We start from the raw sequence: 23843 nt of genomic DNA, 5'->3' as shown, positions 1-23843 counted from the left end.
TTTCAAAAATACTCTCGCCGAAGGCGATCCTGAGTTACCCGCGCAGGACGCCGCCGGTCGCCTTGGTAACTTTCGAGATGATCTTTTCGGCCACCGCTTCGATGTCTTTTTCCTTCAGCGTCGTGTCCGTCGGCTGCAGGCGCACGGTGATGGCCAGAGATTTCTTACCTTCACCCAGGCTTCCGCCGATGAATTCGTCAAAGACGCGTACATCCTCGATCAGCGCCTTGTCAGCACCCGCTGCAGCATTCACCACCGTCAGCGCCTCGACACCTTCATCGACGACAAAGGCAAAATCACGTTCGACCGCCTGAAGATCTCGCAGCTCCAAAGCGGCACGGGTGGCACCGGATTTGCGGGGCAGAGGCACCTCGTCCGGCCAGATGGTAAACGCCATCGCCGGACCCTTGATGTCCATCGCCTGCAAGACACGCGGATGTAGTTCGCCGAACACGCCCAGTACCTTTTTCGGACCCAGGCAAATCTTGCCATGACGTCCCGGATGCCACCAGGCGTCCCCGTCACGAAGGATCTGCACCTTCGCCGGTGCACCAATGGCAGCCAGTACAGCTTCAGCATCTGCCTTGGCGTCAAACACATCCACCGCTCGCGCGGCCCCGTGTACATCCTTCGGTCCGTCACGACCGACCAGCAAGCCGGTGATCTGGGTTTTCTGATCGCCGGGCTCTCCGTCATGGAACACCGGGCCAACCTCGAACAAAGCCACGTCCGCAAAGCCTCGCGCCTGATTGCGTGCCGCCGCTTGTAACAGGCCAGGCAGCAAGTCCGGGCGCATGTGGCTCATCTCGGACGAGATCGGGTTTTCCAGTTGGGTCGCCTCATCACCTCCGCCGAACAGCGCTGCGGACGCCTGATCAATGAAGGTGTAGCTGACGCATTCATTATAGCCCAGCGCAGCGCAGGTGCGACGCGCCATGGACTGACGGCGCTGCGTCGGTGTCATAACAGCCTTCGGGATTCCATCCGTCACACGTGGCAACGGTTTGCCCTGCAACTTGGTCAGCGACGCAATCCGCGCGACCTCTTCCACCAGATCGGCCTCACCCATAATATCGGGTCGCCAGCTGGGCACATGAGCCATCTCACCTTCAAGGCGGAAACCCAGGCGGGTCAGGGTCTGACGCTGTTCGCTTTCCGGAATGTCCATTCCGACCAGAGACTGCACCCGCGCCGCGTCCAACTTGTAAGCCCGCCCGTGGTTCGGGGCCTTGCCCGCTTCGACCACGTTGGAGGCTTCGCCGCCGCAGATATCCAGGATCATCTGGGTTGCGTGTTCCAACCCTTCACGGGTGTAATCTGGATCAACACCGCGCTCGAACCGGTACCGCGCGTCCGAATTGATCTTGAGCGCGCGACCCGTAAGGGCAATCTGCACATGATCCCAAAACGCGCTTTCGAGGAAGACGTTAACCGTCTCTTCGGTGCAGCCTGTTTCCTCGCCCCCCATGATCCCGGCAATCGATTCCGGGCCTTTGTCGTCCGAAATCACCATCATGCCTGGCTGCAGAGTATATTCTTTCTCATCCAGCGCCACCAGCGTCTCGCCACCTTTGGCGCGATGCACCCGCAGGTTGCCTTGCACTTTATCCGCATCAAACACGTGCAGCGGGCGGTTGTGGTCGAAGGTCATATAGTTGGTAATGTCCACCAAGGCCGAGATCGGACGCAGGCCAATAGCCTTCAGCTGATCCTGCAGCCACTGCGGGCTGGGGCCGTTCTTGACGCCGCGGATCAGACGCCCGGTGAAATGCGGCGCGCCGTCCAAAGTGTCTTCGTCAATGCTCACCTTGATCGGGCACTCGAAATCCCCGGGAACCGGCGCATAGTCACGCTGTTTCAACGTGCCGATACCGCGCGCGGCCAGATCACGCGCGATCCCCTCAACGCCCAGCGCATCGGGCCGGTTCGGCGTAATCGCAATCTCGATCATCGGATCGACCTTCGACGGATCGTTCTCGGCCAGCCAGTCGACAAATTTGTCGCCAACTTCACCGGTAGGCAGCTCGATGATGCCGTCATGCTCCTCCGACAGCTCCAGCTCGCGCTCGGACGCCATCATGCCAAAGCTTTCGACGCCCCGGATCTTGCCGACGCTGATGGTGATATCCAGACCGGGGATGTACATGCCCGGCTTGCAAACCACGACGGTGATGCCTTCACGCGCGTTCGGGGCCCCGCAGATGATCTGCAGATCACCCTCGTCCGTCGCAACCGTGCAGACCCGCAGCTTGTCAGCGTCCGGGTGTTTCTCGGCATGTTTGACATGGCCCAGCGTAAAGCCTGCCAACCGGTCCGCCGGGTTCACGATCTCTTCGACCTCCAGGCCAAGGTCGGTCAGCGCCTCGGCGATCTCATCAACCGAAGCGTCAGTGTCGAGGTGGTCTTTCAGCCAGGACAGAGTGAATTTCATTGCACGGGGCCTTTTTTGGCAGATATCCAGTCGGCACAGGCAATGGCAAAGAATGGACCAAGGTGCAAGCGCTGTGCGTCATGGATAGGTGGGGGTGCGGCCCAAAAGCTCGTCCAATTGCCGCCCGATCCAGCCATGCGGGATGAAATGCCCGCCTGGGTGGGTGTCCAGTACCACCTGCCCCTGCGCGCAATCTGTCCATTCCACCCGGCTGAGCGTCAGGATCGGCACCACGCTCCAATCGCCGCGCGGGGTCGCTCCGTTACAGTTGTACTTTTCCCGCCACAGGGCCACCGGATAGGTCGTGTCACCTTTCGCGCCATAGGGAAAATCCATCACCGTATCGCTGAGGCCGTGGACATGGCGCGCCTCGCGCGGGCCTTCGGGGCAGTTTTCTGTCTGGCGAATGCTGCCCGCAACGGCCAGCAAGGCGGCAACGTCATTGCCCGACTGGCACACATAGCGCCACGCCATCGCGCCACCAAAGGAATAGCCCGAGACATAGATGCGGTCAGGGTCAATCGGATAGCGCTTGGCCACATCTTCCAGCACCCGGTCGGCAAAAGGCACATCGTCGGTGCCCGAGGTCCAGAAATCCCAGCTTTTGCCCAGCCCGTTCGGGGCCACTAGTAACACGCCCCGCAGCTTGGTCGCCCCGGCAATGCGCTCATGGTTCACGACAACGGTTCCCTGCCGCGCCCAGCCGTGGAAATGCAGCAACACGGGCAGAGGCGTTTCGCCGTCCCAGCCCTCAGGCTCCAACACATGATACGAGCGGTCGCCGACCTCACAGGCCGTGTCGCCGTGACAGTCGGTGTTCCAAGGCCCCATGGCGAAGGCGGGTAAGGCGGTCAGCAACAGAAGGCAAAGCAGTCGATAGATCATGCGCCTGACCCTAGCGAGACTTTCCGCGCTGTCACATAACATATCGGTGTAGGAGGGCGTAGGCCGGGCTTCAGCCCGGCGTCCATCTATCACAAATGGCGGGCTGAAGCCCGCCCTACACCTGCCCTACATCCGATCCAAGCACCAAGCCGCGCCATCGCCAGACCGCGGGATGGCGATCCTTGGTCTGTATTGGGCACTTTATGCCAGCCAAATCCGAGCACTGTTTGAGCGTTGCGCTGGCGGAGACAAATCGCCAGCCCGTACGGGCGGTGTCGTCCATTGGGCTCGAACCAATGGCGCCGCAATGAACGACCGATGGCGCGGCGGCCTATCGGCCTTTGCTCATCTAGTTTATTGGTCTCTATTGATGTCTGCCTTCATATACTCGATTGAGCGTACCAACTCGAACCGGATACAGTCATCAACCTTTCGAAGAACACCATCAGAACATTTCATAGTGGGTTCGGATTTAGCAAACCGACTCTGTAGAGCTTCTAAGACGACTTTAGTTTTCTCACCTACAATCTCGGAGCCGATAAGGGCGATTTCAGATTGCAGTGCCCAGACGCGCCGAACCTCTGGATGAAAATACCAAGGCGTGCATGTCTCGGTATCTTTAGCAAGAACAGCCTTTCCTACCTGCGCGATAAATTCGCGATACAGAGACCGCTTCTCTCGATTTAAGTCCAGTTCCGACGACAGTTTTGTTTGGCTTCGCCAAATGTAAAGAGAAATCCAAAAACCAAAGAATAAAGCCCAGATTGGGTTCTTTGCAACTTCCGTCAGCCATTCTATCAACCAGCTGAAGTCACGGCAGAAATTCTCGCATGCCGTGATCACGTTCGCTTCGCTCACCTGCTCAAACCACCATGCAGATTCGGCATATCCAACGCCGCAAACCCATAGTGGCGCAACCAGCGCAGGTCTGAATCAAAGAACGCCCTCAGATCAGGAATGCCGTATTTCAGCATCGCCAGACGGTCGATCCCAATGCCAAACGCAAAGCCTTGATAGACCTCAGGATCAATCCCACCGGCGGCGATCACCTTGGGGTGGACCATGCCCGAGCCCAGAATCTCCATCCAGTCATCGCCCTCGCCGATTTTCAGCTGACCGTTGTCCCAGGAACAGCGGATATCGACCTCGGCCGACGGTTCGGTGAACGGGAAGTGCGAGGCGCGGAAGCGCAGCTCGACGTCGTCGACCTCGAAAAACGCCTTCACGAACTCTTCCAGAACCCATTTCAGGTTCGCCATCGAGATGTCTTTGTCGATGGCCAGACCTTCGACCTGATGGAACATCGGCGTGTGGGTTTGGTCGTAGTCGGCGCGGTAGACGCCGCCCGGACAGATCACGCGGATCGGCGCGCCCTGTTTCTCCATCGACCGGATCTGCACCGGCGAGGTATGCGTCCGCAGCACATGCGGCGGGCGATTGTCGCCCTCGGCGCGGTGCATGTAAAACGTGTCCATCTCGGCCCGCGCGGGGTGATGGCCGGGAATGTTCAGGGCGTCGAAATTGTACCAGTCGGTCTCGATCCGCGGCCCTTCGGCCACCGAGAAGCCCAGTTCGGCAAAGATCGCGGTCAGTTCCTCAGTCGCCTGGCTGATCGGGTGGATCGAGCCTTGACGGCGGGCGCGGGTTGGCAGAGTAACGTCCAGCCATTCGGTGCGCAGACGTTCATCCAGCGCGGCATCGGCCAGCGCGGCCTTTTTGGCGGACAGAGCCGAGTTGATCTCATCCTTCAGGGCGTTCAGCGCGGGGCCTGCGACCTGACGTTCCTCGGGCGTCATCTTGCCCAGCTCGCGCATCTTCAGCGCAACCTCGCCTTTTTTGCCCACGGCAGCGACGCGGATCGCCTCAAGCGCGTTTTCGTCGCCTGCTTCGGCGATTTGGCCCAGATATTTTGCCTTAAGATCGTCCATGACGGCCCTCTGAAATTGGTCGAGAACCTGCTATCGGCCCCGCCCCGCGAATGCAAGCGGGACGGTGCGGATCAATAGCTGTATTCCGGGAAAATCCGGGTCAGGTCGCCATTCCAGTCGCCATTGTAGTGATCCAGCAACTCATCTGCCGGAACCTTACCAGTGTCGATGCTTTCCTTGAGCGCATTCAGGAAATGCGTCTCATCCGGGACCAGCCCCCCTGCACCGGGGCGTGCGCGGGCCTTCAACCCGGCCTCAGAGATCGCAACAACCTCACGCGCCAGATCGTGCATGTTGATGTCACCGACCTGCGCCTGAAGGCCATTGACCGCAGCTTGCACGCGCAGTTCCTCGCGCGTTTCCGCATCCCAGCCCTTAACCAGATCCCACGCCGCATCCAGCGCGCCCTGATCGTAAGTCAAACCAACCCAGAAGGCGGGCAGCGCACACAGGCGGCGCCACGGGCCACCATCTGCCCCGCGCATCTCCATGTATTTCTTGATCCGTGCTTCGGGGAAAGCCGTGGTCAGATGATCGGCCCAATCGCTGAGGGTCGGTGTCTCACCCGGCAATGCAGGCAATTCCCCTTTGAGGAAGTCGCGGAACGACATGCCCAGCGCGTTGATATACTGGCCGTCGCGATAGACAAAATACATCGGCACATCGAGCGCATATTGCACGTAACGTTCGAACCCAAAGCCGTCTTCGAACACAAAGGGCAGCATCCCGGTGCGTGCATCATCCAGATGCCGCCAGATATGGCTGCGCCAGCTTTTCTGACCGTTGGGCTTGCCTTCAAAAAAGGGCGAATTGGCAAACAGGGCGGTCGCCACTGGCTGAAGCGCCAGTGCCACGCGCAGTTTCTGCACCATGTCGGCCTCGGACCCGAAGTCGATATTGACCTGAACCGTGCAGGTACGCCGCATCATGGCGCGGCCCATGGTGCCGACCTTTTCCATATAGTCGTTCATCAGCCGATAACGCCCCTTGGGCATCAACGGCATTTCCTCGTGGGTCCATATCGGGGCCGCGCCCAGACCGATGAAACCAACGCCGATCTCGTCCGCGATGTCCTTCACCTCACGCAGGTGGGTGTTTACCTCATCGCAGGTCTCGTGGATCGTCTCAAGCGGGGCACCGGAAAGCTCCAGCGCGCCACCGGGTTCCAGGCTGACATTTGCACCGTCTTTTTCAAGACCGATCAACTTGTCGCCTTCGCGCACTTCGCCCCAGCCATGGCGATCCCGCAGACCTTCCAGCACGGCCACAATCGAGCGTTTGCCTTCAAACGGCAGCGGCTTCAGCGTGTCTTTGCAATAGCCGAACTTTTCGTGCTCGGTGCCGATGCGCCAGTCTTCTTTGGGTTTGCAGCCTGATTCCAGATATTCGGCCAGTTGCTCATGGCGTTCGATCGGACCGCCGCCGGACTGAGGGATGGACATGAACCGTGCTCCGATCCTGATGTGTCTGTCTTGAAGGTCAGTCGTGGTCGTAAATGACGCCAGTGTCAATGCAACCGCAAATGTGCCGGGCGCGATGGGGTCCGTTCCCAGATGACAACGGGATGTCGTGATTTACCGTTGAGTTCCGACAGCATCTGTTCGGTTTTCAACCCTGGCAGGCTAGAGAACACATCAAACAAAGCCTCTGCCCCTTCTGCATTCACAGGAATGTGAAGCGCCGGCTGTCCCGACTGATCCAAAACCCAATGCGCCGGGCTTGAGGTCGGGTCGAGCGCAAGCCGTTCAATTTCGCGCGTCGCCACGATGCCGCCATCCAAGGGGCCCAGATAGGTGATCTGACCTTCGTCCACGGTCACCACACCCTGCCCGCCTGCGCCGGTTCTGAACCGGGCGCGCTGTATGCCAATGACCGCCAATGCCACAGACACCAAGATTAGGAACCAGCCCAACCATGCCAACAGCCCACCCGGCCCGCTGACCCAGCTGAGGCCGAGAATTAGAACGAAGACAGCAACCAAAACTTCGCGCCAACGCCACAGCGCCAATTTTGCTTCGGGTCGGATGAAACTCATGGCACTACCTTTTGCGGTTTCTGCAGAAGCGCTACACGGTACCAACCGACTTGCCGGAACCCAATCGCCTCATAAGCACGAGCTGCAGGCGAATTGTTCGCGAACAGGATAGCCGACGTCGCACCTTCGGATTTTGCTTTTTGCATCAATGCGGTCGTGACCCGGCGACCCAGACCACGATTCCTGTTTTCGCGCGGCACGAAAACGCCTCCCACCTGTATCTGGTCGTGAATCTTGGCATTCACGGCCGCCATTGCAACAGGAGACGCATCTTCCAATAGAACAATCGCCCTATCTGCGGTCAGTTCCGCATCGACACGCTCAGCAGCAAGTTCGCGTGCCTCTTTACCAGCGGCCTGCCCTGTATCTTCAATGTAATCCGCGAACCAAGATCGCAGCCAAGTCCGATCCGAACCTTGCATGCCGCGACACGGGATCAGTGCTTCGGGCAAGTCCTTCAGATCTCGTCGGTACAACGGTTCATCATGGTGCAAACGGTACCTGGCCTGCGCCATATCCAGAGCTTTTAAAGTTAACTCGACCTGAAGCGCATCACCGGTCATACCAAGAACCGTTTCGCCTTCGATCATCCGAGCAAAACTCTCTGCCGCTTCAGTCGCACGATCTGGCAATTGAACCATTAGGTAGCCCTTTTTGCTCAACCCAAAGACGCCCTGAATTCGATCCTTACCCCAAATGAAGTAGCGACTGGAATGGTCATATGCGTTCAATCCCACTCCGTGTGCCGCCAGATTGCTACGCAGAAACATTGAGCTGTCCGGGTAGTTTGCCAGGAACGCCTCGAGCGCAGGAGCATCTGACGAAACCGCCTCTCGAATCACGCCCAATCCCCCAGCGCCTGTTGCCACATGGTTAGCGCTGCAACGGCTGCCGTATCCGCCCGCAGGATACGCGGGCCCAGACTGACCACATGCGCATACGGTAATGCTGTCAGTCGCGCGCGTTCTTTCTCAGAAAAACCGCCTTCCGGGCCGATCAGAATCGCCCAAGGCCGTCCTTTTTCATTAGCGGCCAATCGCAGGGCCGAGCCGACCTCGGCCTCGTTGCAGAACATCAACTGACGGTCTTCGGGCCATGTATCCAGTACACGATCCAGCCGCTGCAGGTCGGTGACTTCGGGCACGAATGTGCCGCCACACTGTTCTGCAGCCTCGACCGCATGGGCCTGCAAGCGGTCCTGACGGATGCGTTCGGAATTGGTGAATTCGGTCTGCACAGGCAGGATGCGGGCCGCGCCCATTTCTGCCGCTTTTTCGACGATGAAATCGGTGCGAGCCTTTTTAATCGGCGCAAACAGGAACCACAGATCGGGCGGTAATTGCAAAGGTTTGGTCTGTTCAAGGCAGGTCAATACTCCACCCCGCTTGCCCGCTTCTGTCACGTTGGCCAACCATTCGCCATCCCGGCTGTTGAACAGGGCCACAAACCCGCCAACCGACAGGCGCATCACGCCAAACAGATAATGCGCCTGGTCGCGCGTCAAAGGAACCGATTGCCCCTGACCCAAGGGCTGCTCTACATACAGTCTGATCTTCGCACTCATGAGACCTTACATATGCAAGGCAATGCCCCAACACCAGACGGTCAAGTCGCCGATGCCGTAACCGGCAATTGGGTCGACACTTATGCACCGGCTTTTGCCCGCCCTTATCTGCGCCTCAGCCGCGCGGACCGGCCCATTGGAACGTGGCTGTTGCTGATTCCATGCTGGTGGGGATTAGCGTTGGCCATTCTGCATGATGGCCAGCCCCGTTGGGAAGATCTGTGGATTGCCATTGGCTGCGCGCTGGGCGCGTTTCTGATGCGAGGGGCCGGATGCACCTGGAACGACATCACGGATCGGGACTTCGACGGGCAGGTTGAACGCACACGTTCACGCCCGATTCCTTCGGGACAGGTCAGCGTCCGGCAGGCTGCGGTGTGGATGATCCTGCAATGCCTGCTGGCGCTTGGCATCCTGCTCAGCTTCAATCAGGCCGCGATTGCCATGGGCGTTTTGTCCCTGCTGCCGGTGACAATCTACCCTTACGCGAAACGGTTCACGTGGTGGCCGCAGGTGTTCCTTGGACTGGCCTTCAACTGGGGCGCGCTATTGGCTTGGGCCGCGCATAGCGGCTCTGTAGGCTGGCCTGCCATCACGCTTTACCTGGCGGGCATCGCATGGACCCTGTTCTACGATACGATCTACGCCCATCAGGACGCCGAAGATGACGAGTTGGTGGGCATCAAGTCCACGGCGCGCTTGTTCGGCAAAGATACAGCGAAGTGGCTTAAGTACTTTTTGGTGGCAACGGTATCGCTGATGGGACTGGCCATCATCGATGCGGGCGTGCCGGATGCTTCGATTCTGGCGCTTGTTGTTGCACTTAGCGGACCTTGGGCCATGGGTTGGCACATGGCGTGGCAGTTGCGCGGTCTGGATCTGGAAGACAATGCCAAGCTGCTGCAATTGTTCCGGGTCAACCGCGACACCGGCTTGATTCCGCTGATCTTCCTTTGCGTCGCTTTGCTGCTCTGATTGCACCTGCCGAATGGGGACTGTAAAGATCGGCCCAATCGCCTGAGGAGTGTCGAACCCGAGCATGCGTCTGCCGTATTTTATCGCTGTTTTGCTGATTTTTCTGGTTTCGGCCGGATTGTCCCTCGTGGCCGCCAGCTACGCTGTTACGAAGATCGAAGAGACATCCGAATTCGCTGTGCGTCGATCATTGGACCTTAAAGGACATGACTGGGCCGAGGTCGAATCCGACGGGCTTCGTGTGGTTCTGACAGGCACCGCGCCGGATGAAGCCACCCGATTCAACGCGCTGACCGCTGCTGGAACCGAGGTCGAAACATCCCGTGTGATCGACGAAATGGAGGTCGAGGCCACCTCGGCGCTGGCCCCACCCCGCTTTTCAGCAGAGATTCTGCGCAATGACAGCGGCATCTCGATCATCGGTCTGATCCCCGCCAGCGAGGACAGGGAAGAGCTGATTGACCGGCTGCGCAACCTGGATCGGAGCGTTGCAGTATCGGACTTGATGGAAACGGCAGATTACCCCAAGCCCGACGGCTGGGACGCCGCAATATCTTACGCCATCGAAGCATTGGCACGCTTGCCTCGTGCAAAAGTTTCCGCCAGCTCTGGCTTGGTCAAGATCACCGCAATTGCTGATAGCCAAGAAGAAAAACAGCGGCTTGAACAGGATCTGACGCGCACCGCGCCGCCCAGCTTGCGCATCGGCCTGGCAATCTCGGCCCCCCGCCCCGTCATCACACCCTTTACGCTGCGCTACCTGATCAATGATGAGGGCGGGCAGTTTGACGCCTGTTCCGCGCAGGATGAAAAGGCGCGCGACCGCATCGTAGCCGCCGCACGCGAGGCCGGCTTGCAAGGCACTTATTCTTGCACCATCGGTCTGGGGGAACCCTCACCGCGTTGGCCCGAAGCCGCTGAACTGAGCATTCAGGCCCTGTCAAAAATCGGCAATGGCACTGTCACACTGTCAGATGCCGACATTACACTGGTCGCAGCCCAAGGAACGGACCCTGCCCTCTTTGACCGGGTGGTGGGTGAGCTTGAAACCGCCCTGCCCCCCGTCTTTGCGCTGCACGCCGTGTTGCCGGAACCCGAAGACACAGATGCGACCGGCCCGGTTGAGTTTTCGGCCACCCGCAGCCCCGAAGGCCTGGTGCAGTTGCGCGGTCGTCTGGGCGATGAAACCCTGCGTGACATGGTCGACAGCTATGCCCGGGCCGCATTTGGCTCTGATCAAGTTTACACGGCCACCCGCATCGTGACCGATCTGCCCTCAGACTGGCCTGTCCGAGTTCTGGCCGGGCTGGAAGCATTGGCGCAGCTTCACAACGGGGCCCTGACCGTGACGCCTGATACCGTAGAGTTGACCGGCCTCAGCCACGAAGAAGACGCCAAGGCCCGTATTGCCGGTCAGCTGTCGGATAAGCTGGGCGAAGGTCAGGAATTCACTCTGATGATCACCTATCAGCCTCCGCCGGAACCCGAAGACGCCCTGCCTGATCCGGAAGTCTGTGAACAACAGATCGCTGAAGTCCAGGCTTCCAGCAAAATCGCCTTCGAACCCGGATCGGCCACGATTGCATCGGATTCGCGCGATACCGTGAACCAGATCGCAGACATCCTGCGGGACTGCGGCCCCATTCGACTGGAGATTCAGGGTCACACAGACAGTCAGGGTCGCGAAGAGATGAACCAGCAGCTCAGTCAGGCACGCGCGCAGTCGATCCTGAACGAGTTGCGCGGGCGTCGCATTCCCACCAGCAGCTATACAGCCGTCGGATATGGCGAAACGCAGCCCATTGCGGACAACGACACTGAAGAAGGTCGGGAAGAAAACCGTCGCATTGAATTCCGCCTGATCCGCCCCGAGCCTGTTGAGGCCAATGAAACAGGTCTCGAAGCGCTTGAGACTGAGACTGACACGTCAGAAGCAGACCAGACCGACACGACCGCATCAGATGCGGATGCAGAGGACCAGTAAGTTGAACAGAACTGAATTCATCATCGCCACGGCCATCATTCTGTTTGCGGCCTTCTGCATGGGCTGGTTTGCCAATTGGCTGGCCCACCGCCTGTCCCGCGTCCGCCAAAGCGACGTTGCTGATCTGGACCGGATGAGCCAGGAGTTACACGAAGCCGAAGAAACCCGTGATCAGGCCATCACCTATCTGCAGCAGCGCGAAGCCGAGCTGACCAATCAACTGACGCAGACCGAAGCTGAGCTGGCCGCCGCGATGGACGGCCTGCGTGCCGCGCGGCAAGAGGCCGAAGAATTGCGCGGGCGGATCAACAACGCCGACTGACGCGCCCGCGACATGATCGGATTACAAAATCTGCGCAAGATCCGCGATCAGGTCTTCGGGATCTTCAAGACCAACCGACAGCCGGAACACGCCGTCCCCGGCGTAATCCCGGTAGCTTTCCAGTTGCGCCCCTTCCAGACGGAATGAGGTCTGCATCAAAGCCTCCGTTCCCATCCAGAAAATCAGGCTGCGATGATGGCCAAGTGACACGGCGTAATGGACGATCTTCAATTTGTCGATCATCTGCTGGGCCAGTGCTTCTCCGGTGGCGTTGTCGCCCACCTGAAAGATGATCATGCCGGATGAATTCCGCATCTGCCGCTTTGCCAGTTCGTATTGTGGGTGTGATTTCAGGCCCGGATACACGACTTTGGTGACGGTCCCGCGTGTTTCAAGCCATTCGGCCATCGCCATGGCCCCCGCCTGATGCGCCTGCATTCGAAGCGGCAAAGTGGCCATGCCCCGGGCGATCATCCACGCGTTGAACGGTGACATGATGCTGCCGTGATGAATGGCCGACTCGTTGCGGATTTTCTCGATCAACTCTTTGCGGCCCGCTACCGCTCCGCCAATGGCATCACCATGACCGCCTATGAACTTGGTGACGGAGTGCATGATCAGATCGACGCCCAAATCTTTGCTGGGTTGACCCAGCGGAGAGGCAAAGGTGGCATCGCAAGACAATAACGCTCCGGCATTTTGCGCAATGGCTGACACCGCAGCCAGATCGGTCAGTCGCCCGATTGGGTTTACCGGTGTTTCCGTATGGATCAGCCGTGTGTTTGGCCTGATTGCCGCTGATACCGCCGCCAGATCAGACATGTTGACCGTGCTGACCTCGATCCCCAAGCGCGGCAGCGTATCCCGCGCCAGCTCGGCCACGCCCGCATAAGATACGTCTGAGACGATCACGTGATCTCTGGCTGACAGGAACGTCAGGAAAATCGCAGTTGCAGCGGCCATACCCGACGCCAGACAAATACAATCCTCGGTGCCTTCCAAGACGCTGATCTTGGTTTCAAGCGTTCGCACGTTGGGGTTGGCCCAGCGCCCATAAAGGTAAGGGGCCTCTTCCTCGAGATCATGAGCCGAGAACCCTGCCACCTGACCGGTGACAAAAGTCGATGACATATGCAAAGCCGGTGCAGATGCACCATTGGTCGGGTCCGGTTCTTCACCCGCATGAATTGCGCGCGTCGCAAGACCCTTGTTTCTCAAATCGTTTTGCATGGGGTTGTCCTCTTGATCCGGTTGCTCGGATTTAGCGCAAGCTCTGATGCTGACGTCTAGAGGAAAATTGAGCCTCGTGTGGGTCAAAAACGACCACCGCATTCTTGCGGTGGCGGGCCCATCTCACCACCGGGTTAGTGCGTCTTCGTCTTCGTCCTTGGCGGCAACCCATCCCGCACCGGCCCCAGTGATTTCTTTCTTCCAGAACGGGGCGCGGGATTTCAGGTAATCCATCAGGTATTCAGCCGCCTCGAATGCATCTTTGCGATGCGGCGCGGCCGTGGCCACCATCATGATCCGGTCGCCTGGGGCCAGGCGACCGTGGCGGTGGATCACCAACACATCGCCCAGTGACCAACGATCCTTTGCTTCCTGGGCAATCTTGGTCAGGGCACGTTCGGTCATGCCCGGATAATGTTCGATCTCCATGACATCCAGATCACCGCTTGCAAGATCGCGTACGACGCCGGTGAAGGTGACGATGGCACCGTTGGCATCATCCCCGGCGGCAAAGGCGTTGGCCTCAGCGCCCAGATCGAAAGCTTCTTCTTGAACAGCGATTCTCATCACTTAACCACCTGTCATCGGCGGGAAAAACGCAACCTCACGCACACCGGTCAGCGAGGCGTCAAAATCTGAAAGCTCTTGATCCAATGCCACGCGCAGGGCTGACAAATCGGCAAAAGCCGCTGCGTAACGTTCTTCCCTTGCGCTTAACTCGGCCACCAGATCGCTGACCGTGGCAGCACTGGTTTCGACTTTTTCCTTTGGCAGACCGATGCGTTCGCGCACCCATGCAAAGTACAGCACATCCATCGCTTAGCTCTCCTTCAGATGCGGCATGGCTTTACGTAAGTAGTCATAGCCGGTGATCAATGTCAGCGTTGCAGCAATCCACAACAGCCACAGCCCGATTTGGCCAGCCCAGTACATACCTTCGATGTTCCAGCGCAGGTGGTTTACGTCTTCAACCTGACCCGAAATGATCTGCTCGACCAGATCAGCATCCATTCCGAAGCTTGCCATAACGGCATAGTGTTCAAAGATGCCTTGCGAAAACAGAACCGCGATGGCGATCATCTGCGCAGTGGTCTTCCACTTGGCCAGTTTCGTAACCTTTAGCGTGCCTGCCACATCACCCAGATATTCACGCAGGCCCGAGACAAAAACCTCGCGGAATAGGATCACTGTGGCAGGCAGCACCAGCCACGGGGTCCAGTGTTCGGTCGAGTAGCCGACAAGGATCATAAGCGCGATCACAACCATCGCCTTATCGGCAATCGGGTCCAGCATCGCACCGATTTTGGTTTCCTGCTTCCACGCGCGGGCCAAGTACCCATCGAACCAATCCGTAATCGCAGCCGACAGGAACAGGATCAAAGCGAACCAATCCGCGTATGGCCGGGTAAAGTACAAAAACATGACGGCCAGACCGGGTGCCGCCAACAGGCGCAGGACGGTCAGAATATTGGGCAAGTTCCACTTCATGGCTTGGACCCTATATCGACGCCGCAGGACAGAAAAGCCAAACAGGCAAAAAACTGCGCCACACCCAAACGCTTGGTCAAAGCGCCGCAGGCCTGACGTCTCAGAGTTGTACCTCTTGGCCTTTTCCTGCTTTGCGGTCAGATTGCCGCGCAAGTCCAATCAGAAAGAAACAGATGACAGCGCATATTCAAACCGACGCCCGGTCGAACATGATCGGCAGCCTTTGGATGATCGCCGCGATGGCGGGCTTCGCGCTTGAGGACGCTTTGCTGAAAGCAGCCTCGGCCGTGCTTCCGATCTGGCAGGTGCTGGTGCTGTTTGGCGCGGGCGGCTCGGTGATCTTTGCGGCGGTGGCATTGGCCCGGGGGCAAAACTTGCTGCATCCCGATGTCTTGTCCCGCCCGATGAAAGTTCGGGTGCTGTTCGAGGTCTTTGGTCGGTTGTTCTATGTTCTGGCGATCGCGTTGACCCCTTTGTCTTCGGCTACGGTGATCCTGCAAGCCACGCCACTGGTCGTGGTTGCGGGTGCTGCGATGTTCTTCGGGGAATCCGTCGGCTGGCGGCGGTGGAGCGCCATTTTCGTCGGTATGATCGGGGTTGTCGTGATCCTGCAACCCACCGGCGACAGCTTCTCGCTGCTGTCGATACTGGCCGTGCTGGGGATGCTGGGATTTGCCGGGCGCGATCTGGCCAGCCGCGCAGCACCTGCCACGTTGGGAACCGAGGTCTTGGGGTTCTACGGATTTCTCAGCATCATCGTTGCGGGGCTCATCTATCGGTTTTGGGAAGGCGTGCCGATGGTCTCGTTTGATCTGCATACCGGCCTACATCTGACCGGCGCGGTGCTGATGGGCGTTCTGGCCTATTCCTCGCTGATGAAGGCCATGCGCACGGGCGAAGTGTCCGCTGTGACCCCGTTCCGCTATACCCGCCTTTTGTTCGGCATCGGCTTGGGCGTGGTCATGTTCGGTGAAAGCCTCGATCCGACCATGTGGATCGGCAGCGCGCTCATTGTGGCTTCGGGGCTGTACATCCTGTGGCGTGGACGACGCGCCTAGCCCTTGTCGTGGAAGAAATCGTAAACCTTCTGCGCCAGCCCGGCCGAGATCCCCTCGACCGCTTTCAGATCGGCAAGATTGGCCCTGCTGACCGCCTTGGCGCTGCCGAAATGCGTCAACAAGGCACGTTTGCGCGCGGCCCCTACACCAGGAATTTCGTCCAACGGCGTGGCCCCGACGGCCTTTGCCCGTTTCGCGCGATGGGTACCGATGGCGAACCGATGCGCCTCATCCCTTAAGCGTTGGATGAAATACAGCACCGGGTCGTTGCGCTTCAGGGCAAAGGGGCGCTGACCGGTCCTATGGAATTCTTCCTTGCCGTGATCGCGGTCGACCCCTTTGGCAACGCCAACCATGGGAATGTCTTCAACCCCATGGGCCTGCATGATTTCGTGTACGGCGCTCACCTGCCCTGCACCGCCATCAATCAGCAGCAGGTCTGGCCAGAGCCCTTTGTCCCGATCCGGATCTTCTTTTTGCAACCGGGTGAAGCGACGGTTCAGCACCTCTTTCATCATGCCGAAATCATCGCCAGGTGTCAGGTCATCGCCACGGATGTTGAACTTGCGATAGGCGTTCTTCATGAAGCCTTCGGGCCCTGCCACGATCATGCCGCCTACGGCGTTGGTGCCTTGAATGTGCGAGTTGTCGTAAACCTCGATCCGTTCAGGCGGCGCATCCAGATCAAACGCTTCGGCCACCCCGCGCAGCAGTTTGGCCTGCGTCGCGCTTTCTGACATGCGACGAGCCAATGACTCGCGCGCATTTCGCAGGGCTCCTGCCACCAGTTCCTGCTTCTCACCGCGTTGCGGCACCAGGATTTCCACCTTGCGGCCTGCTTTCTCGGTCAGGGCCTCCTGCATCAGATCGGCGTTTTCAATGCCGTCCGACAGGATCAATTGCCGGGGCGGTTCCTTGTTGTCGTAGAACTGGCCAAGGAACGCCTCCATCACCTCAGCGGGCGAAACATCGGGGCCGACCCGCGGATAGAAATCCTTGTTGCCCCAGTTCTGGTTGGCACGGATGAAGAACACCTGCACACAAGCCTGACCGCTATCCATGTACAGGCCGATCACATCTGCCTCGGCCACGCCGCGCGGGTTGATGCCTTGGGACGTCTGTACTTGCGTCAGCGCCCGGATGCGATCCCGTAGACCGGCGGCGCGTTCGAACTCCATCGCCTCGGACGCAGCCATCATCTGCTCGGCCAGATCCTCCTGCACTTTGGTGGACCGGCCAGACAGGAAACGTTCAGCGTCCTTGACGCTTTCGCGGTATGCCTCTTCCGAGATCAGCCCGACGCACGGCCCTGAACAGCGTTTGATCTGATAGAGCAGACAAGGCCGCGTTCGACTGTCAAACATGGAATCCGAGCAGTTGCGCAGCAGGAACGCCTTTTGCAATTGGTTCAGTGTCCGATTCACCGCACCGGCACTGGCGAATGGGCCGAAATAGGCACCTTTCTCTTTCTTCGCCCCGCGATGCTTTTTGATCTGCGGAAAGGCATGGCTTTTTGCGACCAGAATATTGGGGAAACTTTTATCGTCGCGCAGAAGCACGTTGTACTTCGGCTTGAGCTGCTTGATCAGGTTCTGCTCCAGCAGCAGCGCCTCGGTCTCGGTCCGAGTAGTCAGAAACATCATCGAGGCGGTCGAAGCGATCATCTTTTCGATCCGGCCGGAATGCCCCGGGCGTGTGTAATTCGACACCCGCGCCTTCAGGTTGCGTGCCTTGCCCACATACAGAACCCGACTATCCGCATCCAGCATCCGATATACACCGGGCGAACTGTCCAGCGTTTTCACATAACGCTGAATACAGGCGTAACCGGTCTGAGAGGAGTCGCTGTGAGTGGTCATGGGCTTTTGATATGATTCTCTTGGACTGGCTGCAATCTCAGGCCTCTCAAATCAAGAGGAAACAAATCCACGACTTCTGTGGATAAGTGTGAAGATAAGTTTCTGCTGGATCGGAAATCCCCTTGTTTCATTGCCTCTTCCTTGATTTGCACAAAAAATGGGCAATAAATTAAAGCTTTGATTCTAAATGATATTTTTTCAATCACTTAGCAAGTATATGAAAAAAAAGACATTTTTGTAACGCGCAGGTAACACAAATGAGAGCAGTGCAAAACTTACAGGGAAATTGCTTATTCTACGCCGAGCACGTCGGGTGTTTTCCAACCCAGATGCTGCCCCCCATCAACGCATAGAAGTTGCCCTGTGACTGCATGTGCATCCAAAAAATAGCCCAGCGCTGCGGTTATGTCCGACGGGTTGGAACCCCGCTCAAGCACTGTGTTCGATCGCTGTGCCTGAAAATGCTGTTCGCTTTGACGATGCCCCTGAACCGTCGGACCCGGACCAATCGCGTTGACCCGAATGTCAGGTGACAGGGCCTGAGCAGCCGTTCGGGTCAGAGCCCACAACCCCATTTTCGCGATGGTGTAGGACATGAATTCGGGTGTCAGCTTTCGGACCCGCATATCGACCATGTTGACGATCAAGCCTGCGGCCAGAGGCTCGTTGTTTTCGTCCATGCCAGCGGCCAGTCCCTGTTCAGACATAGCCTGCGTCAGTACGAATGGCGCGCGTAGATTGCTGTCGAGATGGCGGTCCCAGCTTTGGCGGGTTGCAGTATGGATATTGTCGTACTCAAAGATCGAGGCGTTGTTCACCAGACAAGTGATCGGTCCACCCAGCGCCTCAGCCGCTTTGGGCAACAACGCCTGAACCTGAACTTCGTCCAGCAGATCGGCCTGCAATGCCACCGCGTGCCGCCCAAGGGCCTGCACCTTTTCTACAGTTTCCTGCGCCGGTTGTTCTGATGTGGCGTAATGCACCGCCACATCGTAACCACGACCTGCCAGATACAGCGCCATGGCCCGGCCCAGACGAATACCGGCACCGGTCACTAAAGCTCGGGTCATGCTTCACCTCGTTTTGTCAGATCACACCAGCAATACGGTGACATAAAGCACATAAAGGAAAGTCAACACCAACCCCCAGATGCGCGAGATATCTTGTTTGAAGAACACAAACGGGATCAGCAGCAGCGATGCGCCCAGCATGACCCAAAGGTCGAATTGCAGGAACTCGGGATCAACCGGGATACGACCAAACCAGGTTGCGATCCCGATGATGGCCAAAAGGTTGAACATGTTCGAACCGATCACGTTACCCAGCGCTACGTCGGCCTGTCTGCGCAACGCGGCCATAACTGTTGTCGCCAATTCAGGCAAAGACGTTCCAACTGCAATCAACGTCAAACCAATGACCGTTTCGCTGACACCATAGTTACGTGCGATGACCGTTGCATTATCCACCAACAGATGCGCGCCCATCGGCAGACCAATCAGCCCGAGGATCAAGAAAACAGATACCTTCCAATACGGCATGTCAGGATCTGCTTCTTCCAGCCCCTCAAGCTCTTCATCCACACAGGCCTCACCGCAGGCTTTGCGATGGGCTTTTGCCTCTCGAAAGGCGTTCATAAGAACAAGACCCAAAGCCGCCAACAAGATCAGGCCGCTGAAGAAAGTAAACGTTCCCAAAAATGCCAAACCAATGAACAGAACCGTCGCCATCAGCATGAAGACATAGTTCCTGCGGCTGTTGCACTCACTGGTGTGTAAAGTCGCCAGCAGCGCGGGAAGGCCCAGAACCAGCAGGATATTCGCCGTGTTTGATCCGACTACGTTGCCCAGCGCGATGCCAGGCGCGTCCTCTTCCAAAGCGCTGATTGCAATCAAAAGCTCAGGCGCGGATGTCCCAAAAGCTACAATCGTCAGGCTGACAATCAGCGCCGGAACGCCAAGGCGCAGGCTCAGGTTTACGGCACCACGCACAAGGGCGTCGCCTGCCAGCAACAGAATCAACAAGCCCAGACCGGACAACAGCCATGTGGTAATCAAGTCCGGCCTCCCTTTTCGCAGGCGCAGGGGCCTTTGCCGATACGATACCGACCGCAGCGCGGACATTTCGCCGAACTCAATTTCTTTTGCCCGGGAAAGCGAAGCTTACCGAACATTGCCAATACGCCCATGGCAATCAGGAAAAGGGTGACGGCCTTGATGATCACGTTACAAACCGAAACGCGCATAGGCTGCACGCTCCTCTAATCCGGCGATGGCATCCTGTGCCAGGCTGGCCCCAAAGCGCGTCCAGATCGGTTTGCGGACACCATAACGACGGAACTTGACCTTGTCGCCAAAGCGTTCCTGCATCTTGGGTTTGAGATGAGCGATGCCATCAATCAGGCCCAATTCCTGCGCGCGGCGCGCCAGCCAAACCTCACCAGTGAACAGATCAGCACTGCTATCCAGCTTGTCACCGCGGCGCGCTTTGACATGGTCAATGAAGTTTTCATGGATGTCCCCCAACAAACCTTGCAGGCGGGCCACATCCTCTTTCTTTTCTGGTGCAAACGGATCCAGCATGGATTTCGATTGGCCTGCCGTGTGCACGCGCCGCTCGAACCCTTGCCGTGCCAGAAAGACATGCGCGCCAAACCCGGCCGAAATCACTCCGATCGAGCCCAGAACCGAACTGTCATCTGCCCAGATCTCGTCCGCGGCGGCGGCCAGCCAGTACCCGCCCGAGGCAGCAACATCCTCGACAAAGGCAATCACGGGCACGTCCAGCTCTTCCGACAAACGCCGGATCCGGGCACCGATCAGTGAACTTTGCACAGGGGACCCGCCCGGGGAATTAAGCTCAATCGCCACGGCGGCGGGTTTTCCCTTGCGAAACGCTTTTTCCAGAACCGGGGCCAGGGTTGTATCGTTCAACGCCCCACGCCCCGCCATTCCAATGGCGCCGGACAGGCGGACAACGGCCACGCAGGGGTGCTTTTTGACAAACGGCAGGCTGAGTTTCATGGGTGCCGATGTAGAGTGCCCCCAACCCGTAAACAAGGGACTCATCCGGCCTTAAACGCGACGTGAACCAAATTCCCACACTCAGTGGGCAAAAATGCAACGCCCAAGAACAGTCAGCTGCGTATGCGCCAACCGGTTTTGAAAATCCAGCCAATGACCGCCAGACAAACACCTGTAAAAGCCAGAATGGCCAGCAGACTAAAGACAATCGGCACATCGGCCAGCCCGTAAAAAGACCAACGGAACCCCGAAATCAGATAAACGACCGGATTGAACAATGTGATGGTCTGCCACACCGGTGGCAGCATCGAGATCGAATAAAACGTTCCCCCCAGAAATATCAGGGGCGTCACAACAAGCTGAGGCACCAACGACATCTGTTCGAAATTGCTGGCCCAGATTCCAATGATGAAGCCCAATAAAGAAAAACTGAGACAGGACAGGATCAGGAACGCAGCCATGGCAAAGGGATGTTCAATCCGAATATCCACAAAAAAGGTAGCGGTTGCCAATATCACCAAACCCACAAACAGCGCTTTGGTGGCTGCGGCACCTACATATCCGATCACGATCTCGATGAAATTGACCGGCGCGGACAGAAGCTCGTAGATGGTGCCCAGAAACTTCGGGAAATATATCCCGAAAGACGCGTTCGAAATCGACAGCATCACCACCGACAGCATGATCAGCCCCGGCACGATAAACGCACCATATGAGACGCCTTCAACCTCTTGAATGCGACTGCCGATGGCTGTGCCAAAGACCACGAAGTACAACGACGTGGACAGAACCGGCGAGAAAAAGCTTTGCGCGAGAGTGCGGAAGAACCGGGTCATTTCGAACCGGTAGATGGCAGCAATTGCAGTCCAGTTCATGCCATTTCTCCGGATACAAGATTGACGAATATCTCTTCCAGACTCGATTGCCGAGTCTGCACGTCCCGCAGGATCAACCCGGCTTGTGACACGTCATTCAGCAGTGTCGTGATACCCGTGCGGTCCGCGTGGGTGTCATAGGTGTAAATCAAGACATCCCCCGCGCCATTCAGCGTCAAATTATGCAGCGCAAGACTGTCAGGAATCTGCGCGATTGGCTCTGTCAGCATGACCTCAATCTGCTTTTTACCCATTTGCGCCATCAGCGCGTCCTTGTCCTGCACCAACAGCAGCTCACCCTTGTCGATGACCCCGACACGATCTGCGATGGCTTCGGCCTCTTCGATGTAGTGGGTGGTCAAAATGATGGTGACCCCGTCCTGTTTAAGCTCGGCCACGATTTCCCACATGTCTTTACGCAGTTCGACATCCACACCGGCAGTGGGTTCATCCAGAAACAGAACGCGGGGTTCATGGGCCAGTGCCTTCGCAATAAGGACACGACGTTTCATACCGCCAGACAACTCCTTGATCGCGTTGTCGCGCTTGTCCCAGAGGGATAGTTTCCGCAGAATCTCTTCGACCCGCGCATTGTTTTTGCCAAGCCCGAACAGCCCCCGCGATAGGCGCACCGTATTCCAGACCTTCTCAAACGGTTCCAGCGCAATTTCCTGCGGCACAAGCCCGATCATCCTGCGCGCAGCGCGGTAATCGGCCTGAATATCATGCCCTCCCACCGTGACCTCGCCTGAACTCGGGGTGGTGATCCCGCAGATGGTCGAGATCAAGGTTGTCTTTCCGGCACCGTTTGGTCCCAGCAGGGCAAGAATCTCACCCTCTTCAATGTCCAAAGACACACCTTTCAGCGCCTCAAACCCATCGGCGTAAGACTTGCGCAGATCTCTGATGGACAAAATTGTCGTCATATCCGTTCCCCGTTCTGGCGTGGACCCTATCGCGCCAAACCTGGGTATAACAGGTCAATTCAACATCGTTTGATACACATCTGCCTTACAGGCGACGATCTGCGCCATCAAACATCCGCCTTGCAATCCGCAGCCGGCTCGCAAACTCTGCCCGAAACGGAGGGTGCAGATGCTAAAAGGAATTCGTGTCGTCGAAATTGAGGGGCTGGGTCCCGGCCCATTTGCCGCCATGCAATTGGCCGATTTGGGCGCTGATGTGATAACCATTCATCGCAAAAGCGGTGCCGTCACACCCGGAATGCCAGAACGCTCACTTCTGGATCGCGGCAAGCGGTCCATCGCGCTTGACCTGAAAGACCCTGATGACCTGGAGACCGCCCTGTGTCTGATCGCCACCGCAGATGCCTTGATCGAAGGCTTCCGCCCCGGCGTGATGGAAAAACTGGGCCTTGGCCCCGACGCTTGCCTGACCCGCAACCCAAAACTGGTCTATGGTCGTATGACCGGCTGGGGTCAGGATGGCCCGCTGTCTGACACTGCCGGGCATGATCTCAACTATATCGCCCTGTCCGGCGCGCTTTGGTATGCCTCTCAACCCGGCCAACCCCCGCAGACACCTGCAACTCTGGTGGGCGATATTGGCGGTGGTTCCATGTATCTGGTCGCAGGTATTCTGGCCGGTCTGATCCATGCGCAACGCACTGGTGAAGGCACAGTTGTCGATGCCGCAATCTACGACGGTTCAGCCCATATGATGAACCTTCTGATGACCATGCGCCAAACAGGCAATCTGTCCGACACGCGCGGCGAAAGCCTGCTGGACGGCCCACACTGGAGCCGAACTTACACCTGCGCCGATGGTGGCTTCATCACCGTCCAATGCCTTGAACCCAAGTTTTACGCCCAGTTCTTGCAGATCCTGGGTCTCGCTCAAGATACCGCTTTCCAGAACCAATATGATCGCACACTCTGGCCTGATCTGACCCAAAGCCTTGCCGATATTTTCGCCAGTCAACCCCGCGACCATTGGGAAGCCTTATTCCGTGGCACGGATGCCTGCGTCGCCCCTGTGCTCAGCCCGCAAGAGGCGCTGGACCACCCTATGAACACTCACCGCAACAGCTGGCAAGACGTCGACGGTACCCTGCAATCCGCAGCCGCGCCGCGATTTTCTAATCACCAATGGAACCCCAGCCCCAGCCCCGCACGCGGTGAGCACACAAAGGAAATTCTCGAGCAGCTCAAAGAGCCACGCTGATCCGC

24 protein-coding genes are annotated in these 23843 nt (G+C 58.0%); 5 read left to right on the top strand and 19 right to left on the bottom strand.

The window, feature by feature from the left end; translation table 11 throughout:
- Window positions 1-34: 34 nt before the first annotated feature.
- The 8 genes from pheT to GS636_RS07645 all read right to left on the bottom strand — a co-directional run bounded on the left by pheT (window position 35) and on the right by GS636_RS07645 (window position 8843).
- Window positions 35-2431 carry a phenylalanine--tRNA ligase subunit beta gene (pheT, locus tag GS636_RS07680; RefSeq protein WP_171669046.1) on the bottom strand — a complete coding sequence of 799 codons (2397 nt, stop codon included), beginning with the start codon at window positions 2429-2431 and terminating at the stop codon, window positions 35-37.
- Window positions 2432-2509: 78 nt separating this feature from the next.
- Window positions 2510-3316, bottom strand: a complete 807-nt coding sequence (locus GS636_RS07675; protein WP_171669045.1) for a PHB depolymerase family esterase — start codon at window positions 3314-3316, stop codon at window positions 2510-2512.
- Window positions 3317-3670: 354 nt separating this feature from the next.
- Window positions 3671-4174: a hypothetical protein gene (locus GS636_RS07670; protein WP_171669044.1), complete on the bottom strand. Its 504-nt coding sequence runs from the start codon at window positions 4172-4174 to the stop codon at window positions 3671-3673.
- The gene (gene pheS, locus GS636_RS07665) at window positions 4171-5244 is read right to left on the bottom strand and encodes a phenylalanine--tRNA ligase subunit alpha (protein ID WP_171179000.1); all 1074 of its coding nucleotides are present in this window, start codon (window positions 5242-5244) and stop codon (window positions 4171-4173) included. Before pheS ends, GS636_RS07670 begins: the two co-directional genes overlap by 4 nt.
- A 71-nt stretch (window positions 5245-5315) precedes the next feature.
- On the bottom strand, window positions 5316-6686 hold the full coding sequence (locus GS636_RS07660) for a glutamate--cysteine ligase (protein ID WP_171183819.1): 1371 nt from the start codon (window positions 6684-6686) through the stop codon (window positions 5316-5318).
- Between the two features lie 65 nt (window positions 6687-6751).
- Window positions 6752-7279 (bottom strand): hypothetical protein, encoded by a 528-nt coding sequence (locus GS636_RS07655; RefSeq protein WP_171669043.1) that lies wholly within the window; start codon window positions 7277-7279, stop codon window positions 6752-6754.
- Window positions 7276-8049 carry a GNAT family N-acetyltransferase gene (locus GS636_RS07650; protein ID WP_171669042.1) on the bottom strand — a complete coding sequence of 258 codons (774 nt, stop codon included), beginning with the start codon at window positions 8047-8049 and terminating at the stop codon, window positions 7276-7278. The genes GS636_RS07655 and GS636_RS07650 overlap by 4 nt, the downstream gene beginning before the upstream one ends.
- A gap of 68 nt (window positions 8050-8117) precedes the next feature.
- Window positions 8118-8843, bottom strand: coding sequence for a 16S rRNA (uracil(1498)-N(3))-methyltransferase (locus GS636_RS07645; RefSeq protein ID WP_171669041.1), 726 nt, complete (start codon window positions 8841-8843; stop codon window positions 8118-8120).
- Between the two features lie 12 nt (window positions 8844-8855).
- Between GS636_RS07645 and ubiA the strand changes: the two genes are divergently transcribed.
- The 3 genes from ubiA to GS636_RS07630 all read left to right on the top strand — a co-directional run bounded on the left by ubiA (window position 8856) and on the right by GS636_RS07630 (window position 12124).
- Window positions 8856-9818: a 4-hydroxybenzoate octaprenyltransferase gene (gene ubiA / locus GS636_RS07640; protein WP_171183810.1), complete on the top strand. Its 963-nt coding sequence runs from the start codon at window positions 8856-8858 to the stop codon at window positions 9816-9818.
- 64 nt (window positions 9819-9882) lie between these two features.
- On the top strand, window positions 9883-11802 hold the full coding sequence (locus GS636_RS07635) for an OmpA family protein (protein WP_171669040.1): 1920 nt from the start codon (window positions 9883-9885) through the stop codon (window positions 11800-11802).
- A gap of 1 nt (window position 11803) precedes the next feature.
- Window positions 11804-12124 carry a hypothetical protein gene (locus GS636_RS07630; protein ID WP_050603973.1) on the top strand — a complete coding sequence of 107 codons (321 nt, stop codon included), beginning with the start codon at window positions 11804-11806 and terminating at the stop codon, window positions 12122-12124.
- A 21-nt stretch (window positions 12125-12145) separates the two neighbouring features.
- On the opposite strand, the gene GS636_RS07625 is transcribed toward GS636_RS07630, so the two are convergent.
- From GS636_RS07625 to pgsA, 4 genes are all read right to left on the bottom strand, one after another.
- On the bottom strand, window positions 12146-13354 hold the full coding sequence (locus tag GS636_RS07625) for a PLP-dependent aspartate aminotransferase family protein (protein ID WP_171669039.1): 1209 nt from the start codon (window positions 13352-13354) through the stop codon (window positions 12146-12148).
- A gap of 123 nt (window positions 13355-13477) precedes the next feature.
- Window positions 13478-13921 carry a molybdenum cofactor biosynthesis protein MoaE gene (locus GS636_RS07620; protein WP_171669038.1) on the bottom strand — a complete coding sequence of 148 codons (444 nt, stop codon included), beginning with the start codon at window positions 13919-13921 and terminating at the stop codon, window positions 13478-13480.
- A gap of 3 nt (window positions 13922-13924) precedes the next feature.
- On the bottom strand, window positions 13925-14170 hold the full coding sequence (gene moaD, locus GS636_RS07615) for a molybdopterin converting factor subunit 1 (protein ID WP_171093853.1): 246 nt from the start codon (window positions 14168-14170) through the stop codon (window positions 13925-13927).
- Window positions 14171-14173: 3 nt separating this feature from the next.
- Window positions 14174-14842, bottom strand: a complete 669-nt coding sequence (pgsA, locus tag GS636_RS07610; RefSeq protein ID WP_171669037.1) for a CDP-diacylglycerol--glycerol-3-phosphate 3-phosphatidyltransferase — start codon at window positions 14840-14842, stop codon at window positions 14174-14176.
- A 173-nt stretch (window positions 14843-15015) separates the two neighbouring features.
- Between pgsA and GS636_RS07605 the strand changes: the two genes are divergently transcribed.
- Window positions 15016-15900 (top strand): DMT family transporter, encoded by an 885-nt coding sequence (locus tag GS636_RS07605; protein WP_171669036.1) that lies wholly within the window; start codon window positions 15016-15018, stop codon window positions 15898-15900.
- Here the strand turns inward: GS636_RS07605 and uvrC are convergent.
- The 7 genes from uvrC to GS636_RS07575 form a co-directional block, all read right to left on the bottom strand.
- The gene (uvrC, locus tag GS636_RS07600) at window positions 15897-17759 is read right to left on the bottom strand and encodes an excinuclease ABC subunit UvrC (RefSeq protein ID WP_171669035.1); all 1863 of its coding nucleotides are present in this window, start codon (window positions 17757-17759) and stop codon (window positions 15897-15899) included. The genes GS636_RS07605 and uvrC overlap by 4 nt on opposite strands.
- Window positions 17760-18049: 290 nt before the next feature.
- Complete coding sequence (locus GS636_RS07595) at window positions 18050-18829, bottom strand: SDR family oxidoreductase (RefSeq protein ID WP_171183798.1); 780 nt, start codon at window positions 18827-18829, stop codon at window positions 18050-18052.
- A 21-nt stretch (window positions 18830-18850) separates the two neighbouring features.
- On the bottom strand, window positions 18851-19810 hold the full coding sequence (locus GS636_RS07590; protein WP_171184234.1) for a calcium/sodium antiporter: 960 nt from the start codon (window positions 19808-19810) through the stop codon (window positions 18851-18853).
- Window positions 19810-20001, bottom strand: a complete 192-nt coding sequence (locus GS636_RS22655; protein ID WP_253284744.1) for a hypothetical protein — start codon at window positions 19999-20001, stop codon at window positions 19810-19812. The genes GS636_RS07590 and GS636_RS22655 overlap by 1 nt, the downstream gene beginning before the upstream one ends.
- The gene (locus GS636_RS07585) at window positions 19982-20779 is read right to left on the bottom strand and encodes a S49 family peptidase (RefSeq protein ID WP_171093863.1); all 798 of its coding nucleotides are present in this window, start codon (window positions 20777-20779) and stop codon (window positions 19982-19984) included. Before GS636_RS07585 ends, GS636_RS22655 begins: the two co-directional genes overlap by 20 nt.
- A 113-nt stretch (window positions 20780-20892) precedes the next feature.
- Window positions 20893-21654 carry an ABC transporter permease gene (locus GS636_RS07580; protein ID WP_171093865.1) on the bottom strand — a complete coding sequence of 254 codons (762 nt, stop codon included), beginning with the start codon at window positions 21652-21654 and terminating at the stop codon, window positions 20893-20895.
- The gene (locus GS636_RS07575; RefSeq protein ID WP_171669034.1) at window positions 21651-22580 is read right to left on the bottom strand and encodes an ABC transporter ATP-binding protein; all 930 of its coding nucleotides are present in this window, start codon (window positions 22578-22580) and stop codon (window positions 21651-21653) included. The genes GS636_RS07580 and GS636_RS07575 overlap by 4 nt, the downstream gene beginning before the upstream one ends.
- 169 nt (window positions 22581-22749) lie before the next feature.
- On the opposite strand from GS636_RS07575, the gene GS636_RS07570 reads away from it, so the two are divergent.
- A complete protein-coding gene (locus GS636_RS07570) occupies window positions 22750-23838 on the top strand; it encodes a CaiB/BaiF CoA-transferase family protein (protein WP_171183796.1) in 1089 nt (362 codons plus the stop codon).
- Window positions 23839-23843 lie beyond the last annotated feature (5 nt).

It is taken from the genome of Ruegeria sp. HKCCD4884, from assembly GCF_013110855.1.
Classification (GTDB): Bacteria; Pseudomonadota; Alphaproteobacteria; order Rhodobacterales; family Rhodobacteraceae; genus Ruegeria.
Note: the sequence above shows the minus strand (reverse complement) of the source record. Positions and strands in the feature narration are given on the sequence as shown.

Excerpts from the sequence above, each read along its gene's own strand:
- GS636_RS07645 (WP_171669041.1), bottom strand. The coding sequence starts at position 8,843 with ATGAGTGCGAAGATCAGACTGTATGTAGAGCAGCCCTTGGGTCAGGGG.
- GS636_RS07580 (WP_171093865.1), bottom strand. The coding sequence starts at position 21,654 with ATGAACTGGACTGCAATTGCTGCCATCTACCGGTTCGAAATGACCCGG.
- GS636_RS07660 (WP_171183819.1), bottom strand. The coding sequence starts at position 6,686 with ATGTCCATCCCTCAGTCCGGCGGCGGTCCGATCGAACGCCATGAGCAA.
- GS636_RS07635 (WP_171669040.1), top strand. The coding sequence starts at position 9,883 with ATGCGTCTGCCGTATTTTATCGCTGTTTTGCTGATTTTTCTGGTTTCG.
- pgsA (WP_171669037.1), bottom strand. The coding sequence starts at position 14,842 with ATGAAGTGGAACTTGCCCAATATTCTGACCGTCCTGCGCCTGTTGGCG.
- GS636_RS22655 (WP_253284744.1), bottom strand. The coding sequence starts at position 20,001 with ATGCGCGTTTCGGTTTGTAACGTGATCATCAAGGCCGTCACCCTTTTC.
- uvrC (WP_171669035.1), bottom strand. The coding sequence starts at position 17,759 with ATGACCACTCACAGCGACTCCTCTCAGACCGGTTACGCCTGTATTCAG.
- GS636_RS07655 (WP_171669043.1), bottom strand. The coding sequence starts at position 7,279 with ATGAGTTTCATCCGACCCGAAGCAAAATTGGCGCTGTGGCGTTGGCGC.
- GS636_RS07585 (WP_171093863.1), bottom strand. The coding sequence starts at position 20,779 with ATGAAACTCAGCCTGCCGTTTGTCAAAAAGCACCCCTGCGTGGCCGTT.
- pheT (WP_171669046.1), bottom strand. The coding sequence starts at position 2,431 with ATGAAATTCACTCTGTCCTGGCTGAAAGACCACCTCGACACTGACGCT.
- GS636_RS07620 (WP_171669038.1), bottom strand. The coding sequence starts at position 13,921 with ATGAGAATCGCTGTTCAAGAAGAAGCTTTCGATCTGGGCGCTGAGGCC.
- GS636_RS07625 (WP_171669039.1), bottom strand. The coding sequence starts at position 13,354 with ATGCAAAACGATTTGAGAAACAAGGGTCTTGCGACGCGCGCAATTCAT.
- GS636_RS07595 (WP_171183798.1), bottom strand. The coding sequence starts at position 18,829 with ATGACCCGAGCTTTAGTGACCGGTGCCGGTATTCGTCTGGGCCGGGCC.
- GS636_RS07675 (WP_171669045.1), bottom strand. The coding sequence starts at position 3,316 with ATGATCTATCGACTGCTTTGCCTTCTGTTGCTGACCGCCTTACCCGCC.
- GS636_RS07650 (WP_171669042.1), bottom strand. The coding sequence starts at position 8,049 with ATGTTTCTGCGTAGCAATCTGGCGGCACACGGAGTGGGATTGAACGCA.
- GS636_RS07570 (WP_171183796.1), top strand. The coding sequence starts at position 22,750 with ATGCTAAAAGGAATTCGTGTCGTCGAAATTGAGGGGCTGGGTCCCGGC.
- GS636_RS07605 (WP_171669036.1), top strand. The coding sequence starts at position 15,016 with ATGACAGCGCATATTCAAACCGACGCCCGGTCGAACATGATCGGCAGC.
- ubiA (WP_171183810.1), top strand. The coding sequence starts at position 8,856 with ATGCAAGGCAATGCCCCAACACCAGACGGTCAAGTCGCCGATGCCGTA.
- GS636_RS07575 (WP_171669034.1), bottom strand. The coding sequence starts at position 22,580 with ATGACGACAATTTTGTCCATCAGAGATCTGCGCAAGTCTTACGCCGAT.
- pheS (WP_171179000.1), bottom strand. The coding sequence starts at position 5,244 with ATGGACGATCTTAAGGCAAAATATCTGGGCCAAATCGCCGAAGCAGGC.
- moaD (WP_171093853.1), bottom strand. The coding sequence starts at position 14,170 with ATGGATGTGCTGTACTTTGCATGGGTGCGCGAACGCATCGGTCTGCCA.